This window comes from Desulfoconvexum algidum, assembly GCF_055382125.1.
This window is the reverse complement of sequence record NZ_AP042394.1, coordinates 6,775,283-6,792,025: the sequence shown is the minus strand read 5'-3', so window position 1 is coordinate 6,792,025 and position 16,743 is coordinate 6,775,283. Positions and strand designations below refer to the sequence as shown.

17 protein-coding genes are annotated in these 16,743 nt (G+C 49.3%); all 17 read left to right on the top strand.

What is annotated here, in order from left to right:
* The first annotated feature begins 46 nt into the window (after positions 1-46).
* The 17 genes from ACZ45G_RS30620 to ACZ45G_RS30540 all read left to right on the top strand — a co-directional run bounded on the left by ACZ45G_RS30620 (position 47) and on the right by ACZ45G_RS30540 (position 16,667).
* Complete coding sequence (locus ACZ45G_RS30620; RefSeq protein WP_464174430.1) at positions 47-760, top strand: hypothetical protein; 714 nt, start codon at positions 47-49, stop codon at positions 758-760.
* Positions 720-1,091: a hypothetical protein gene (locus ACZ45G_RS30615; RefSeq protein WP_464174429.1), complete on the top strand. Its 372-nt coding sequence runs from the start codon at positions 720-722 to the stop codon at positions 1,089-1,091. The genes ACZ45G_RS30620 and ACZ45G_RS30615 overlap by 41 nt, the downstream gene beginning before the upstream one ends.
* Before the next feature lie 197 nt (positions 1,092-1,288).
* Positions 1,289-2,098: a DUF2092 domain-containing protein gene (locus ACZ45G_RS30610; RefSeq protein ID WP_464174428.1), complete on the top strand. Its 810-nt coding sequence runs from the start codon at positions 1,289-1,291 to the stop codon at positions 2,096-2,098.
* Positions 2,095-2,352: a hypothetical protein gene (locus ACZ45G_RS30605; RefSeq protein WP_464174427.1), complete on the top strand. Its 258-nt coding sequence runs from the start codon at positions 2,095-2,097 to the stop codon at positions 2,350-2,352. The genes ACZ45G_RS30610 and ACZ45G_RS30605 overlap by 4 nt, the downstream gene beginning before the upstream one ends.
* Positions 2,349-3,881, top strand: coding sequence for an alpha/beta hydrolase (locus ACZ45G_RS30600; RefSeq protein WP_464174426.1), 1,533 nt, complete (start codon positions 2,349-2,351; stop codon positions 3,879-3,881). The genes ACZ45G_RS30605 and ACZ45G_RS30600 overlap by 4 nt, the downstream gene beginning before the upstream one ends.
* A gap of 135 nt (positions 3,882-4,016) precedes the next feature.
* Positions 4,017-4,490, top strand: coding sequence for a glycine zipper family protein (locus tag ACZ45G_RS30595; RefSeq protein WP_464174425.1), 474 nt, complete (start codon positions 4,017-4,019; stop codon positions 4,488-4,490).
* A 49-nt stretch (positions 4,491-4,539) separates the two neighbouring features.
* Complete coding sequence (locus tag ACZ45G_RS30590) at positions 4,540-4,950, top strand: hypothetical protein (protein ID WP_464174424.1); 411 nt, start codon at positions 4,540-4,542, stop codon at positions 4,948-4,950.
* Positions 4,951-5,005: 55 nt separating this feature from the next.
* A complete protein-coding gene (locus ACZ45G_RS30585) occupies positions 5,006-5,923 on the top strand; it encodes a hypothetical protein (RefSeq protein WP_464174423.1) in 918 nt (305 codons plus the stop codon).
* A 20-nt stretch (positions 5,924-5,943) separates the two neighbouring features.
* Complete coding sequence (locus tag ACZ45G_RS30580) at positions 5,944-6,879, top strand: mechanosensitive ion channel family protein (RefSeq protein ID WP_464174422.1); 936 nt, start codon at positions 5,944-5,946, stop codon at positions 6,877-6,879.
* A 21-nt stretch (positions 6,880-6,900) separates the two neighbouring features.
* Entirely contained in the window at positions 6,901-7,230 is a 330-nt protein-coding gene (locus tag ACZ45G_RS30575; protein ID WP_464174421.1) for a hypothetical protein, read from the top strand.
* Positions 7,231-7,409: 179 nt separating this feature from the next.
* A complete protein-coding gene (locus tag ACZ45G_RS30570) occupies positions 7,410-8,957 on the top strand; it encodes a DUF1254 domain-containing protein (RefSeq protein ID WP_464174420.1) in 1,548 nt (515 codons plus the stop codon).
* A gap of 70 nt (positions 8,958-9,027) precedes the next feature.
* On the top strand, positions 9,028-10,587 hold the full coding sequence (locus tag ACZ45G_RS30565) for a DUF1254 domain-containing protein (RefSeq protein ID WP_464174419.1): 1,560 nt from the start codon (positions 9,028-9,030) through the stop codon (positions 10,585-10,587).
* Positions 10,588-10,653: 66 nt separating this feature from the next.
* A complete protein-coding gene (locus tag ACZ45G_RS30560) occupies positions 10,654-12,168 on the top strand; it encodes a DUF1254 domain-containing protein (protein ID WP_464174418.1) in 1,515 nt (504 codons plus the stop codon).
* Positions 12,169-12,254: 86 nt separating this feature from the next.
* The gene (locus ACZ45G_RS30555; protein ID WP_464174417.1) at positions 12,255-13,793 is read left to right on the top strand and encodes a DUF1254 domain-containing protein; all 1,539 of its coding nucleotides are present in this window, start codon (positions 12,255-12,257) and stop codon (positions 13,791-13,793) included.
* Between the two features lie 70 nt (positions 13,794-13,863).
* The gene (locus tag ACZ45G_RS30550) at positions 13,864-15,408 is read left to right on the top strand and encodes a DUF1254 domain-containing protein (RefSeq protein ID WP_464174416.1); all 1,545 of its coding nucleotides are present in this window, start codon (positions 13,864-13,866) and stop codon (positions 15,406-15,408) included.
* An 18-nt stretch (positions 15,409-15,426) separates the two neighbouring features.
* A complete protein-coding gene (locus ACZ45G_RS30545) occupies positions 15,427-16,305 on the top strand; it encodes a YihY/virulence factor BrkB family protein (protein WP_464174415.1) in 879 nt (292 codons plus the stop codon).
* 65 nt (positions 16,306-16,370) lie between these two features.
* On the top strand, positions 16,371-16,667 hold the full coding sequence (locus ACZ45G_RS30540; RefSeq protein WP_464174414.1) for a sll1863 family stress response protein: 297 nt from the start codon (positions 16,371-16,373) through the stop codon (positions 16,665-16,667).
* Positions 16,668-16,743: the final 76 nt, after the last annotated feature.

The following is a 16,743-nucleotide window of genomic DNA, read 5'->3' as shown; positions in this document are numbered from 1 at the left end:
AGGAAACCGCCAACAGGTTTAATGACGCGGTCTGGGGGAATATGCCATGAAATTTAAAAATATTCTGATAATTCTGTTCATTGGAATCCTTGTTTTTTTTGAGGTCCCATCAGCAACGGCACAAGATTCCCATGACCTGCAACAGGTCATCGGGCGCCAGCAAAAACAGCTGGCAGAGCAGCAGAATCAAATTGATGCCCAGCAGCGCCAACTGGATCTCCAGCAGAAGATGCTCAAGGAAATGCAGGAAAAACTCCAGGGGCTGACCACGGGTCCCGGAGTTTCCCCGGCCGTAACCGCCAGGGAAAAACCAGCGGCTAAACCCCCTGTAAAAACAGAAATAAAATCCTTGGAAACCGCCGCTGCCAGAAGGACAGATACCCGGACGGCCCGGAGGGATAAAAACCACCCCCATGAAGAATGGAAAGGTTCCTTTGGAATGCAAGGGATTAATACCCGGTTCAAGATCGGCGGGTTTGCAGAACTGGACGTGATCCACGACACCGATGCCATTGCAAGCAAGGGGCAGTTTGTCACCTCAACCATCCCGACCGGGGATGATGGTAAAAAAACACAGGGGGCAGATGGTCAAACCAGCTTCAGTGTCAGTCCGACCCGATTGTTCCTTGAGATCCGGACCCCTCTTCAGGAGGGGCGGTTGAGCACATTTCTATCCATGGATTTTTATGGGGATGCCCTTTCTGGCCCAAAAAGATTTTATGACCTTTTCCGCCACCTATGGCCAGGGGGTTGGCAGTGATTTTAACGACCAGCCCTCCGATGCCGTTTTTGACCCGGCCGGTAACAGTATTGATCTCATCCCGGTGTTTGGCTGGTTTCTAAGCTATGAACACTGGTGGAGCGACAGGTTCAATTCCACCCTGGTCTATGGGGCACTTGAGGCGGACAATCAATCGGCGCAATTGGCGGATGCCTTTAAAAGCTCCCAATATGCCAGTGCAAATCTTGTCTGGACGCCCGATGAGCACTGGCTGCTGGGCATTGAGGGCCTTTGGGGGAAACGCGAAGACAAGGACGGTGCAACGGGAACCGATTTTCGCACCCAGTTTACTACACGGTTTATCTTTTAACGATTAAAAAAAACTGCTGAAAAGACAGGCGGTCATATCCCCCATTGTGGGGGATCATTTTCACACGGTTTGGGGGATTTTTTTCTGGGTTCAAACAAAGTACAACATATTTGGGCAAATAACCCTGCCGGCAAAGCAAAGATAATCAACCGGCCAGGCATGGACCTCTAAACAAACCAAAAAGGAAACCTTCTCAAATGAACAAGACACGGTTGTATTTAATGAAAAATTTTGTTCGCCATCTCGCTTTGATGGTATTTTCCCTGATATTTTTATTGGGCGCCATTCCCGGCGTAAACGCGGATGAGGCAGATGCAAAGCGAATTCTCAGGGCCATGTCCGATTACATGGCAGCACAAAATTCTCTGTCCTTTGAATTTGATGCCATTTTGGAGGTGGTTACCCAAGAGGATCAAAAGCTTGCCCTGGCAAGTTCCGGCAGCCTCACCCTTAATCGGCCCGGCAAGATCCATGTTGCGCGTTCCGGAGGGTTTGCCGATGTCGAGATGTTTTTTGACGGGAAAACCCTGACCCTGGTGGGTAAAAACCTGAATCTTTATACCCAGCTGGATGTGCCCGGCACCCTTGACCACCTGGTGGATGAATTAAAGGACACCTACAACAGACCCCTGCCTGCTGCGGATTTGCTGTTGTCCGACGCCTATACCGCGCTGATGCTGGATGTCGTCGACATAAAGGATCTTGGCAGCGGTGTGATCGGCGGCATTGAATGCGACACCTTTGCGTTTCGAACCAATGAGGTGGATTGGCAAATCTGGATCGCCCAGGGAGATCGCCCCTACCCCTGCCGGTATGTGATCACCTCAAAGGGTATCAGCAGCGGCCCCCAATACAGTGTTCAGATAAGGGACTGGAAGAGCGGCAAAGAGGTGGCCAAAACCGATTTTCACTTTAAAAATCCCACCCATGCCCAAAAGGTTGACTTAAAGGATCTTAAGGGGACCGATGATTTACCCAGCCATTTTACAAAAGGAGATGCAAAATGAAATTATTTAAGATATTGGGGATTGTTCTGATTCTTGGAATCATGATTACCTTGGGATCTGGACTTGGAGAGCGATTTTCAGTCCCCGGAGTCCAGGTGTTGGTACCCGACGCCCAGGCCAGGGTGGGGCGGCCTCTGACCCCGGTCAGTGTTGCCGGTGTTGCCCGCCGCACGGTGCGGCGCTGTGCCGTAGGGGTATATGACTGCAGGCTTTCCAGCCCCACATCCTTGGACAGTCTGGTCGTCCAGTTGTGAGTGCTGCCTCACCCGGAAAGGGGTCCCAAAGACCTATAAAGCGTCTCCTCTTTTGGATCGCCGGCGTTTTTTTCCAGGCAGGCCTTATCGGTTTAACCGTTCTGCTTGTATGGGCCTTTACGTCACGAAGCATGCCGGCATTGAAAATCTGGCACACAAATTTTTTGTCCCAGGAGTTCATCGCCGGTGATGCAAATTCCCAGACGACACTCCAGGACTACCTCGACCAGGAAGATCGACTTTTTTTAGAACTCAAGGAAACAATTTATGACCAGGTGAAGACCACAGAAGGCCTGAAATTCTGCCGTTACCGAGATGGCGGGCCCCAGGACCCTGAAAGCTTTAAGACCCGATGGAACCGAACCTTTGAGCTTGTACCCGACCACATTAAGGGAGGTGTTCTGCTGCTCCACGGTCTAACCGACTCTCCCTACAGCCTGAGCCGGATCGGTGAAATTTTTCATGCCAAAGGGTTCTATGTTCTAGGGCTCAGACTGCCCGGTCACGGGACGATTCCCAGTGCCCTGACAACGGTGCACTGGGAGGATTGGGTGGCAGCAAGCCGAATCGGGGCAGGCCACGTCCGTGAACGGATCAAACCGGATCAGCCGTTTGTGATTGCGGGTTACTCCAATGGCGGTGCCCTGGCGGTCAAGTATTCCCTGGACGCATTATCCGATCCAACACTTCCTGCTCCGGACCAGCTGCTGCTTTTCTCTCCTGAAATCGGTGTCCCGGAGGTTGCCTTCATTGCCAACGCACACAAACTTTTTAGTTTTCTGCCCTTCTTTGAAAAATCCAAGTGGCTCTCCATTGAGCCCGAGTACGACCCCTTTAAATATAACTCGTTCCCGAAAAATGCGGCCCAGCAGGCATATGAAATGACAAAAATGCTCAAGAACGGTATAGAAGACGCCCGGACTGCCGGAAATTTTGCCGATTTTCCACCTGTTTTGACATTTCTGTCGTGGATTGACGCCACGGTGAACACCTCGGCGACCCTCCACAGGCTTTACGGTCAACTCGAAAACAAGGGCAGCGAACTGGTTGTGTTTGACATGAACCGTTCCGATACGCTTGAGGCCTTTATCCCGGCAGCAAAACGAGAACAGCTGTTACTCCTTGAAGCCAACGCCAAGCTGCCCTACGGGCTTACCGTCATCACCAATGCCGACCGAAAAAATCCCGGCATGATCCAGCGATCCAAGGCGTCCGGATCAAGTAAAACAGACGCCACACCATTGCCCTTTTCATGGCCGCCCGGTGTCTATTCTCTGACACACGTGGCCGTTCCCTTTTCTCCAGATGACCCTGTCTATGGCGGCAACAAGATCGTCGGCAGCTTTTATCACGGGATTCCCTTGGGCCGGCTTGAGCCAAGGGGGGAAACCCATCTTCTGACCGCACCGTTGGACAAGCTCATGCGGCTTCGCTACAACCCTTTTTTCGGGTACCTGGAGCAGCGGATCGGGATGGAAATTGACCAGACATTTTTTAAGGATAAAAATGGAGAAGCTAAGGAGGATTAGGATTTATTACAATCAGTATTCCAACAGCAGCGGTATCGGTTTTGCCATTAGCGACTTTCTTTAGGCATAAACAATAATGATAGTGGCCCTGACCATTTTATACAATGATCAGGGCATGATTACAGGAGGGTTCATATGAAAAGAAGATGGAAATGGATAGGCACCGGTATTTGCATGACGTTGATGTTGATGGCAGGCAGCGCTTTTTGCAGTGATGTGTACGTGTATCCGGCAAAGGGACAAAATCAGCAGCAGATAGATACAGATAAGAGTGAATGTTATTTGTGGGCCAAACAGCAGACCGGTTTTGATCCCACAGCTCAAGCCCCCCCCCAGCAAACCCAGTCTCAGTCCGGGGGGGGCGTTCAAGGAGCTGCACGGGGCGCTCTGCTGGGGGTTGCCGTTGGTGCCATTGCGGGTGATGCCGGTAAAGGGGCTGCCATTGGCGCTACGTCCGGCGGATTAATCGGGGGGATGCGGCAGCGGGATCAGAATGCTCAGCAGCAGGCGGCTCAACAGAATCAGGCAGCCAATTATCACCAGCAGCAGAATGATTTTAATCGTGCCTACCAGGGATGCCTTGAAGGACGAGGGTATTCGGTAAAATAGCAGAAGTCAGATTTGTTTGATAATTTAAATACCCAAAAAGGAGAAAAAGATGCGTAACCATTTGATGATAGTCCTATTGGCTGCAGGTCTATCATTCCCCTGTTTTGCCCATGCCGGTTCCATTGACGGCTCTTCCCCTTGTTTGTGCGCGATAACAAAGGTAATTGAATGCAATTCACAGGGTGAATGTGCTGAGACAAGTCCAGAAGAGGTGAATATTCCAACTTTTATCAAAGTTGATTTTAAGGCTAAAACCTTAAGTGGCGTGGATATCTCCGATTCAAGGACTACCCCCATCAAGCACTTCGAGCAGGGTGATGGACACTTGATGTTGCAGGGTGCTGAAAATAAAAGGGGGTGGAGTACCATCGTGAACCAGGAAACGGGTAAACTGTCAAGTTCAGTCTCGGGAGAGGGATATGGATTCCTGTTGTTCGGAACCTGCACGGTTCTCCCATGATGGATAATAATGATTTAATTTTTTATAACCGTTCGGTAAAAAAAAGGAGAAAAAGATGAAACACATGTTATCGATAGTCGTATTATTGGCAATACTCATGGCATCAACTGTTGCGGTTTATGCCCAGGAGCCTTTCACTGTGGTTGACGGAGCAGCCGTCGCAGTAGCAACCGTTGTGAGCGTTGATGAAAAAACCAGGGCGATTGCCCTTGTCGGACCGGAAGGGGATCATTGGGAAATCACAGCCGGCCCCGAGGTGCGCAATTTTGCCCAGATCAAACGGGGGGATCGGATTATTGCATCCTATTACCAGGGATTTGCCATCGATATCGGTCCTGCGGGAAGCGGTGTAAAAGACCGTTTGGATGCCCTGGAAATGGACCGGGCCAAAAAAGGGGAAAAACCCGGTGTGAGAATTACCCAAGCCACCGCAGCGGTCGGTGTCGTGAAAGCCATTAATACCAAAGAGCGTACTATTGTCCTCGAAGGGGTTAAAAATACCCTCACACTTGAGGTGGCCGAAGATGTCGATATCTCCAAAATCAAAGTGGGCGGAAAGGCAGAGGCTGTTTATTTCGAGTCCTATGCCGTCAATTTAGTTCCGGCCCCCAAGGTGTCGGGTACCATCACTCTGGACAGCACCTCCGTGGCAATCGGGATCGGTGTCACCTGGGGCCATGGGGTGTTGACCATGAACGATGGCAGCACGCATAAATTCAAAGTCAATGGTCTGTCGGTTGTTGATGTGGGTATGTCCAGTATCAGTGCAACGGGTGAGGTTTTTAACCTTGTTGAGACAAGTGATCTGAACGGTGATTTCAGTACAGGTGAGATAGGAGTGACCGTCATCGGCGGTGGTTCTGCATCGGCGATGAAGAACAATAAGGGGGTTGTGATCCAGCTCAAATCCAAACAGAAAGGACTTAAATTTACACTGGCGCCCGGTGGGATGAAAATCAGATTGGTAGAATAGAATTACGGAGAACTTAACCAGTGGAAAATGAAACCCGTCTCCAGGAGTTAGGGCAAGTGCTGTCCCAGGATGGACCCAACGAGACTTTCACTGATATTCCCCGGCTCCGGGAGCTGGGCGATGCCATGACCCTGCACGGTACACAAATGGTGACGTCCCTGGCCTTGCTCGTCATTGGGCTTCTGGCTGCCAAATGGATTGACAAGACCCTGCGCAAGGGTCTGCAGCACCTGATGCCAAACGCACCCTTTGTCCTGACTTTTTGCAGCATTGTGCATATTATTCTGGTTGCTCTGGTGATTCTTGCCGCAGCAGTGGAATTTGGTGCTAAACCGCTTAACATGATCCGGCTGGTCACCATCATTTCATTGGTGGTGACTGGCTTGAACATTTTTTTTAGGCCCTTTCTCCCCACCATGCCCTTCAAGGCCGGCAACACTGTCAAAATCGGTAATCTGTTAGGTAAGGTAGAGGCTGTTACCTTCCTTAACACGCGAATGAAAACCTTTGATGGGAAAACATTTTTTGTTCCCAACCGGCAAATTCTAAACGATATCGTTATAAATTACCATTTCAGCACAACCCGAAAGATTAAAGTCAACGTGGGCATCCGCTATGACCAGGATCTGCTCAAGGCCAAACGGGTTCTGGAAGCGGTGATGATCGAGGATGCCCGGGTGAAAACCAAACCAAGTCCCGTGGTCTATGCCCTCAATCTGGCCAGCAGCTCTGTGGATCTGGGGGGTCGCTGCTGGGTGGACAACAAGGATTTCTGGGTGACCCGCTGTGACCTGGTTGAAAAAATCAAGCTGCGCTTTGACACAGAGGGAATCCAATTTGCCTTCCCCCAACTGGATCTTCACATCAATGATGAGGCATCCCGGACACATGGATCCGGTTGCCTGGACAATGAGGGTATGACAGGCCTTGCCCCTCGCGGAACAGAAGATCTATAAAATATCTGACAGGAGGTTTCAATGGAAGTTGCCGACGGAATGAACTTCATCGAAAACAGATGGGTAGAAAAACCCAGAGGATTTCGGGTCAGGTTTCACCGGCAGACCGAAGCCGGAATCGAAGCCGGTCTCTCACCGCCACTCGAATCAGCCCCGCTGAACTCGGATGTCACTGCCTGGCGCTATGCCTGGAAGTTGTGGCAGGCCGCTCTGGCCGCTGCGGAAACAGGGGACCCAGTTGTCCTTTACAACATTACCGTGGTGGACGACCAGGATCGTCCGTTTCGATTCTATGGCAGCGGCAATTTTGAAATCTACAACCCGAAGCAAATCCATGGCAAAGGCGCTTAAAAAACAGTCATCCTTTATAGTGTGTAACCATATCCCCCATTGTGGGGGATCATTTTCACACGGTTTGGGTGATTTTTTTTTAGGTTCAAATATTTTATACTCTATTTAAACTAAAATCCTACCGGCAAACCCGGAAGGATCATCCTATCAATCCATAGCAGAAAAAAGGAGACATCAGAATGAAAATACACCGTTTAATGACGCTTGTCATCTCTGGACTGATGGCGGCCAGCTTGGCTGTTCCGGCCTACGCCATGCAGGGAAAGAGCCTTTACGAACAGACAGAAGGTGTACCCAAACAATCGGCCAAAGATTTCAAGGCGGCACCTGACACCATTAAAACCCGTTTTGGAACACTGAACTTTCCCGGCGGCTATCCCACCGAGGAAACCGTACAGAAGGTGTACGACGAACTGGACCTGCAACGTGCAACTCAATTGTATCTCGACATGTACCCGGCGCTCTCCATGCGTGGCATGCTGATCGGTACAGTGCGTGACTACGGTTCACGAAACAGTTCACAAATCTCAGTTACCGCAAATCGGCTGGATTCAAACGCCATGTTCCTGACCGGCAACACAGAAAGCATCTATGCCATGCTGGCATTTGATACCAAAGTCGATGGACCGACGGTCTTCGAGGCCCCCCCCGGCCTGATGGGCCCGGTGAATGACGCCAATTTCCTGTTCCTTTTCGACATTGGCCCGACGGGTAAGGATAAAGGTAAAGGCGGAAAATATCTGATGCTTCCGCCCGATTATGAAGGTGACGTTCCGGATGGATATTTTGTATTTAAATCCCCAACCTACCGTAACTTCTCTTTTGTTCGCGCCAATGCCGACGTGGTGGGGAAAGGTGAAAAGGCGATGGCGTTTTTCCGGAAATATTGTAAAGTCTACCCGCTGAATAATCCTACGCGTGAAAACAAATTCACCAATGTGACCGGTGTGCCGATCAATACGCTCGTGCCGGAAGATGCTGCGGCATTTGAATGGATGCACGACATCATTAACTACGAACCCGCAAACGCCTTTGGAAAAGAAAAGCTCGGACGCCTCGCCTCTATTGGCATTGTACAAGGCAAGCCGTTCAATCCCGATGCCCGCATGAAAAAGATATATGATCAGGCGGCAAAAGATGCCGTGGCCATGTCCCGGGTAATTGCCTTTGACAGCCGTCAGGAGATTGCCAAGGTCTATCCAGACCGTATGTGGGAAAGCCCGTTCATAGGCGACAGTTCCAGCTTTGATCCAACCGGCTACTTCAACCTCGAAGCACGAACGACCTTCCACTTTACGGCCGACGGCATTACGCCCTCCATGGCAGCCCAGATGCCCGACGGACTCGGCTCACGGTATCAGACCACCTACAAAGATGCCGATGGTAATTTCTTTGATGGCGACAAGGTCTACAAACTGAATATGCCGGCCGGTGTTCCGGTTAAGCTGTTCTGGGCGGTAACCGTCTACGATACATGGACCCGCTGCGTGGTTCAGACCATGCCCTACCCAAGTATCAGCAGCCAGCAGGACCCTGCGCCGCAAACCAATGCGGATGGCTCCATCGATATTTACTTTGCAACGAAACACCCCAAAGGGGTCGCCAAACAGAACTGGGTAAAAACCGTTCCAGGTCAAGGCTTTTTTGTCTACATGCGTTACTACGGCCCGCTCAAGGCGTTCAATGACCACAGCTGGATCCCCAATGATGTGGAACTGGTGAAGTAAGCCTTCCAAGATAAATAAACGGCGGGGCGGGTTGGAACTGGCCTCGTCAAAAAAAACAGGAGATAAGAGGATGAAAATAAAACGATTAACCACCATGGCGGTTACCGGATTGATGGTGGCCGGCCTGACAACTGCAGCATGGGCTGCTTCACCGAAAATGATCACCCAACAGCCTGTTATGAAAATGACGATACCGATTCCGGAGAACATCACCACGCCAGCAACGGTTGAATCGGCCATAGGGACTCTGGAATTCTTTGATGGGATCCCAACGCTTAAGACAAAAGATGCCGTGTACGATTATGTCGACCGTGCACGTGCAGTGCAGATATATATTACTATGATGCCCGCAGTATCCACCTACAGCCTGCGCCAGGGCAGTAAGGACGTGGGTATGGGAGATGCTCATCAGGTGGTACTCTGGGAGCAGATGGGCGACTCCAAGTCCCAGGTACTGACCTATAACAACACCTCGCTCTATAACTGGAGCTTTCTCGACCTTGAAAAAGACGGCCCAACTGTAATTGAAGTTCCGCCGGATCAACTGGGCATTCTTGATGATGGCAATATGCGCTATCTCAGCGATATGGGCGCAGCTGGTCCGGACAAGGGCAAGGGCGGAAAATACCTGGTGCTGCCTCCTGGTTATGAAGGGGATGTTCCGGATGGGTATTTTGTCGTTAAATCCACGAGCTATGTGGTGTGGAATTTTATGCGTGGTTATGTCAGGAATGTGAACGACCCAGCTGATGTCAAAAAGGCTGCCGATAACATCAAGAACAACCTGAAAGTCTATCCGCTTGCGAAAAAAGACAATCCGCCGAAAATGCAGTTCAAAAACATGACGGGTGTATATTACAATACGATTCCGCCCAATGATTTTACCTACTTTGAACGGCTCAATGAAATCATCCAGAAAGAACCCATTGATTTTATCGACCCGGAAATTCGTGGAATGATTGCCACTTTTGGAATCATTAAAGGCAAACCCTTTAATCCAGATGCGCGCATGGAAAAATTGCTCACCGAAGCCGTTGATATCGGTAATGCCTACGCACGCGCCAATACCGTGTATCCCCGTGATCCCGGACATTATTTTTACCCGGAAACAGACAGTGAGTGGGTCATGGCATTTCCTGACAAAGATGCTTTCTTTCTCAAAGATGGCATCCGTCGAATCGATGCTCGACTTTGGATGCATTACAACGCGGTGTGCGTCACTCCGGCTATGGCAGGTATTAAACCGGGTGTGGGTTCGGACTACGGTATTGCCGGATTAGATTCGAAACACCAGCCTTTAGATGGCGCAAAAACCTACAAACTCAACCTGCCGCCCAATGTTCCGGTAAAAGACAATTGGTCAGTGACAATTTATGATCCTCAGACGCGCAGTATGCTTCAGAGCGACCAACCCTTTGCCGGGCTAAATAGTTTAAGCGGAGAGGTCAAAGCCAACAAAGATGGTTCTTATGATATCTACTTTGCTCCAAAAGCACCGGCAGGCAAGGAGAGCAACTGGATCCAGACCATTCCAGGAAAGAGTTGGTTCATTCTATTGCGTATGTACGGCCCACTAGAGCCCTGGCTGGACAAGACCTGGCGGCCGAGTGAGCTGGAGTTGGTGAAGTAATTTGCTCAAAACGAATAAATGGCGGGGAGAGAACTCTCCTCGCTGAAAACAAAGGGAGATGAAACCATGAAAATAAAATCATTAACGATCATGGCCATTACCGGATTGATGGTGGCCAGCCTCACAACTGCAGTATGGGCTGCACCGAAAAAATACAAAATGACCACCCAAACTCCGGAAGGGGTTCTTATTCCGGATCAGGTGGAAACCCGCCTGGGCACGCTGAAATTTTTTGATGGCGTCCCCACTGCAGAAACCGCTCAAAAGATATGGGATCAGCAAGATTTTTCACGTGCTGTGGAGTGTATGATTATGAACACACCTGCTGCCTCATTGGTCGGCTTCCGCAGAGGTATCAGAGAATATGGCCCGGACAATGAAACGGCTATTTGGTGGAAAGAACGTTTAGACTCTAAAGGTTTATTGCTAACAGGAAATACGACGGTGATCTATCTGTTTATGTGGTTGGATACACATAACGGACCTGTTGTTCTTGAAACACCACCCAATGTTTTGGCTATTGTCGATGACTTCTGGTTTCAATATGTAGGCGATGTCGGAAATGCTGGCCCTGACCGCGGTAAAGGGGGTAAATACCTGTTGTTACCTCCGGGATACGAAGGTGCTATTCCTGAAGGATACTTTGTTTTAAAATCGCCAACATATGGTAACTGGTTTGCCCTGCGCGCATTTGCGGTTGATGGGTCTTATGATCAGGGTATTGAAAATATTGAAACGAAATTAAACGTGTATCCATTGGCTGAGAGAAATAATCCCAAGCCGGTTCAATTGCATAACCTGTCCAATAAATACATCAACACCCTGCACTCTCAGGATATCACCATTTTTGAAGAAATAAACGAAGTGGTGCAGGAAGAAAATCCTGAAGCATGGGATATTGAAGTATTGGGTATGTTGGCTTCTATTGGTATTAAAAAAGGTCAGCCGTTTGCTCCCGATGCCCGAATGAAAAAAATTCTTTCTGAAGCAGCAGTGGTCGGTTCAGCCACCCAACGCGCTATTTTATTTCGCAACCGTGCCGATGATGTCGTTATCTGGCCGGGAAGTAAAAGCTGGGAATTGGGTTTTGAAGGTGGCAGCCATGAATTTGAACGGGATGGCGTTCGTTTAATTAATGCCCGTGTGCGATTCCATTATTATGCGACTGGCATTACGCCGGTAATGGTTAAGCCTCCGGTTGGTGCGGGGTCTCAATATGTAATTGGCTTACGCGATGCGGATGGTGAAATTTTAAACGGCGCAAATAATTATAAAGTGCATGTGCCTGCCAATGCACCCGTAAAACGCTTCTGGGAAGTTACCGTGTATGACAACCAAACGCGTTGTATGCTGCAAACCGATCAGCGTTTGCCGGGCGTTACCAGCATTCAAAAAGATGTCGTTCAAAATGCAGATGGGTCTTATGACATCTATTTTGGTCCTGAAAAACCAAAAGGCAATGTCAATTGGGTGCAGACTATTCCGAACAAAGGTTGGAACATGCTTTGGCGTGTATACAGTCCTACACAAGCTTGGTACGACAAAACATGGCGGCCGAGTGAAATAGAATTGGTAAGATGAGAAAGAATGGAGTGGTGGAGAACAGGGATCTTATTCGGTCCCGCGCTCCAGCACTCCGTAAATCCAGCACCAAAGGAAAACAAAATATGAAAACAAAATATTTATTACAACTTGCGATAATCGCAATGATGGCTGCCAGTCTGGTCACTCCAACCTGGGCCAAATCGCCCAAAATGAAAATGACCACCGACATCCCGGAAGCGTTTACCGCGCCGGATAAAATCCAGACATCCATCGGAGCCCTGAAATATTTTGACGGCGTTCCCACAAAAGAAAGCACGAAAGCAATTTACGACTACCTTGACACCTCACGTGCCGTAAACGTCTACTTGAATTCAATTCCAGCCCTGTCCGTCAATGCCCTTCGTGAAGGGCAGGCAGCGGTCGGCGCAGACACCAGCAATAAAATCTGCATCTGGGACAGCCTGATGGATTCAACAACGGTTTTGCTGACCGGCAACACCTCCACCATGTATGCTGTGGGTTTTTTGGACCTGCTCAAGGACGGTCCCACCGTTATCGACCTGCCGCCGGGAATGCTCGGCATTCTGGATGACATGGCCTTTCAGTACATGACCGATCTGGGTGTGGCCGGACCGGATAAAGGTAAGGGCGGAAAATTTCTTGTCCTGCCCCCAGGGTATAAAGGAAAGGTGCCCGAGGGTTACTTTGTGGTTCCTTCCAAGACCAGTGGCGTCTGGGTCTTCATGCGCGGCTATCTCGACAAGAACATGCCTATAGCAAAAGCCATTCCAGCGGCCTCCAAAAATATCCGCAACACCCTGAAGGTCTATCCTTTGTCCACAAAAGCCAATCCGCCGGCCATGGAATTTATCAATGTGTCCGGCAAAAAAATGCAGGTGATTCTTCCCAATGATTACACGGCATTTGAAAAACTGCATGCCCTGATTCAGGGAGAACCCGACGATTATCTGGGACCGGAAGCCAAAGGCATGATGGCTGCCATTGGTATTGAAAAGGGCAAACCCTTCAATCCCGACGCCCGCATGAAAAAAATTTTGACAGATGCCATGGCCATTGCCAATGGCGCTGCCCGTGCCATCAGCTATTTTCCCCGTGATCCCGGTAATTTAACCTTTAAGGACAGTGAGGCCTGGGTGACGGCCTATGCCGACAAAGACACCACCTTTACCCGCAATGGGGCCTATCGCCTGGATCCGAGAGTGCTCTTCCACTTTGGTTATATCTGTGTATCTCCTGCCATGGCCATGACCGTTGCCGGCAAGGGCTCTGACTATTCCATGGGAATGCTCGATTCCAATGGCGACATATTTGACGGTTCCAAGACCTATAAACTCCACGTACCGCCGAACCCCCCGGCAAAGGATTTCTGGGCCATCACCATGTATGACACCCAGACACGTTCACAATTGCAGACCGATCAGCAGTTCCCTACCCTTGGAAGTCAGGATGAAGGAATTAAAACCAATGCCGACGGATCAATGGATATTTACTTTTCCCCCAAAGCCCCGAAGGGCATGGAAGGTAACTGGCTCCAGACCATTCCCGGAAAAAGCTGGTTCATTGCCCTGCGTATCTATGGGCCCGAACAGCCCTGGATTGACCAGACCTGGCGACCGGGTGAGCTTGAGCTGGTAAAATAATTCATTCGGGATAAATAAGCGGCGGGGCAGGATAGAACTTGCCCCGCCAAATGAAAATGGAGACGTATCCATGAAAATAAAACCATTATTGATGTTTGCCGTTGCCGGATTAATGGTAACCGGTCTTGCGGTATCGGTTCACGCTGAGACTGAAGCGCAGACCCAAAACCTGTTTATGTCTGCCGGCAAGAAACAAACCAACAAAGATTTCAAACCGGCGCCGGATAAAATAGAGACGAATTTCGGTACGTTGAAGTTTGATCTCGAGGCGTATCCCACCGAAGAAACGGTAAAGAAGATTTACCATGAGATGGACTTGCAGCGTGCCACACAAGCCTACATGGACTTTATGCCGGCACTGTCTGTGTACGGTATCATCAAGGGGCAGATTCGGGATTTTGGGTTTAAGACCTCATCCGATATAGGCGTGCACCCAAGCCCCGGACTGACACCCACTGAGCTTTACCTGACGGGTAACAACAGCACGGTATACGCGGTTGCTTCACTCGACCTGAAGGTAGACGGCCCCACAGTGGTAGAAGCTCCGCCGGGTATGCTAGGCACCGTGAATGATGCAGCCTTTAAATTCTTGACCGATATTGGTGTGGTCGGGCCCGATAAAGGTAAAGGCGGCAAGTTCCTGTTTCTGCCGCCAGGTTTTGATGGCACAACCCCTGATGGCTATTTTGTGATCAAGTCACCGAGCTACCGAATTTGGGCAATGTTGCGCGGCTGGGGTGATGTCGGTGTAGGCGATAAAGCAACCGAATGGTTTAAAGAAAATTTGAAAGTTTACCCGCTCGCAACGGGACCTCGCCAGGGTAAGTACACGAATACGGCAGGTACCGGTCTCAATTCGTTGGCTGCGGAAGATGGTTCTGCGTTTGAAATGCTGAATGAAATTATTCAATACGAACCCAAAGAACTGTTTGGCCCCGAACAATTGGGCCGCCTGGCGACATTGGGCATTATTCAAGGAAAACCCTTTAATCCGGATAAACGCATGAAGCGTATTCTGGATCAGGGTGCTAAGCAGGGCGCAGCCATGTCACGCGCGATCGTGTTTGCCTCGCGTGATCCTGAGATCCGATACTGGCCAAAACGGCATTGGGAAAAAATGTTCCTGCACAATACGACTTTTGAACGTGATGGTGTGGCAGATATTGATGCACGCACTTTGTGGCATTACGCCGCTATTGTAGTTTCTCCTGCCCTGATCTCTACCACGCCGGGTGCGGGTACTGCATATCTTACTTGCATTCGTGATAATAAAGGCGCGTATCTTGATGGTAGCAAAACGTATAAATTACGTGTTGGAGCCAAACCGCCAGTTAAAAATTTCTGGGCGGTAACGGCCTACGATCCCACTACCCGCAGCCTGCTGGATCCCGGGAAACACAAGAACGTTTCGATAGGCAGTCGTGAAAAGCCGGTAGCCAATGCTGATGGCTCTGTTGATGTCTTCTTCGGCCCCAAAGCTCCCCAGGGAAAAGAGAAGAACTGGGTACCTACAAATCCTGATAAGGGCTTTTTTCTGGTGTTCCGTTTCTACGGACCCACGGAAGGTTATATTGAGAAGACATGGGTGCTCAATGATCTTGAGCTGGTCGAGTAAAGCGTCCCGGACAAATAAATGAAGATGCGCATTCACCATACTTTATATTTTTATAAGCGGGTCCTGGAAAAAGTGATTGCCAAGTTTTTCAAGGAGGATCTTCTGACACAGGCGGCGGCGCTTGCCTTTTATATGATTTTCTCTTTACCATCGATGTTACTCATTATTCTTTGGATTGCGGCTCGTTTTAATGGGGAAGTTGTGGTGCGTGAGGCGATCTCGCTTGAGATCGGTGACCTGGTAGGCCAAAGGGGAGCACAGCAAATGATAGCGACGGCTGAACAGATAAATATTCATGAGCCGAATTGGTGGGCCAGTGCCATGGGAATCGCGTTGCTGCTATTCACAGCCACTACGGTAATGGTCTCGGTGGAAATTAGCCTGAACCGAATCTTTGAGGTGCAGCCTGAGGCGCAAGGTTTCGGAATTGGTCGGATGCTGCGTGATCGATGTATTTGTTTTTGTTTGATGATCGCCTTCTCATTTCTTTTGCTCGTTTCGGTGGGACTGCAGACGATAATCACCAAGTTCGGTAATTATTCGGTGATATGGCTGGGTGGAATATCAACATACATGGTTGTTTTTCAATCATTTTTTGTTGAGCTGGCTCTCACCACCTTATTGTTTGCATTGCTTTTCAGATATTTACCCAACACGAAACTGCAATGGAAGGATATCTGGTCAGGTGCCCTGGTGACAGCGATTTTGCTAGCAGCAGGTAAATACCTGATCGGGTATTTCCTGGACGGCCGCACGGTTGCCAATCTTTATCAAGCGGCAGGCAATGTTTTGTTGGTGATGCTCTGGATATATTATGCATCGGCCATTTTTCTGTTTGGCGCAACCTTCACATTTGTCCGTGCAAAAATGGTGTGCGATGAGACGGCAATTAACTGAGCGGGCAGTAATGGCGTTGAGTTGATGAGAGGAAATAAGAATTTTAAAACAAAAAGGAGAACATTATGAAAGAAAAAACAGTCAAAGATGAGTTAGGAAACCAATTGAAAAAATGGCAGACCAAAATGGATGAGGCCAAGGTACAGATGCACCTCGGCATGAAAGAGACAGAAGATAAAATAAAGCCCCATGTTGAGAAACTTGATAAAGAATTAAATGAGGCAAAAGTCAAATTAGACGCGTTTGAACAAAGCTCTGAAGGCGCATGGGAAGAATTGAAAGCGGGCGTGGAAAGCTCTATTGACGTCATGAAAATGGCCTTTGAGAGCGCGGAAAAACATTTCACCAAAGATAAAAAGTAAACCATCCGTTTTTGTTATGGAAATTTGCAACATCAGCAGTTGCAAAGGATGTATTTGCTATTGCTGATGTTGTCGA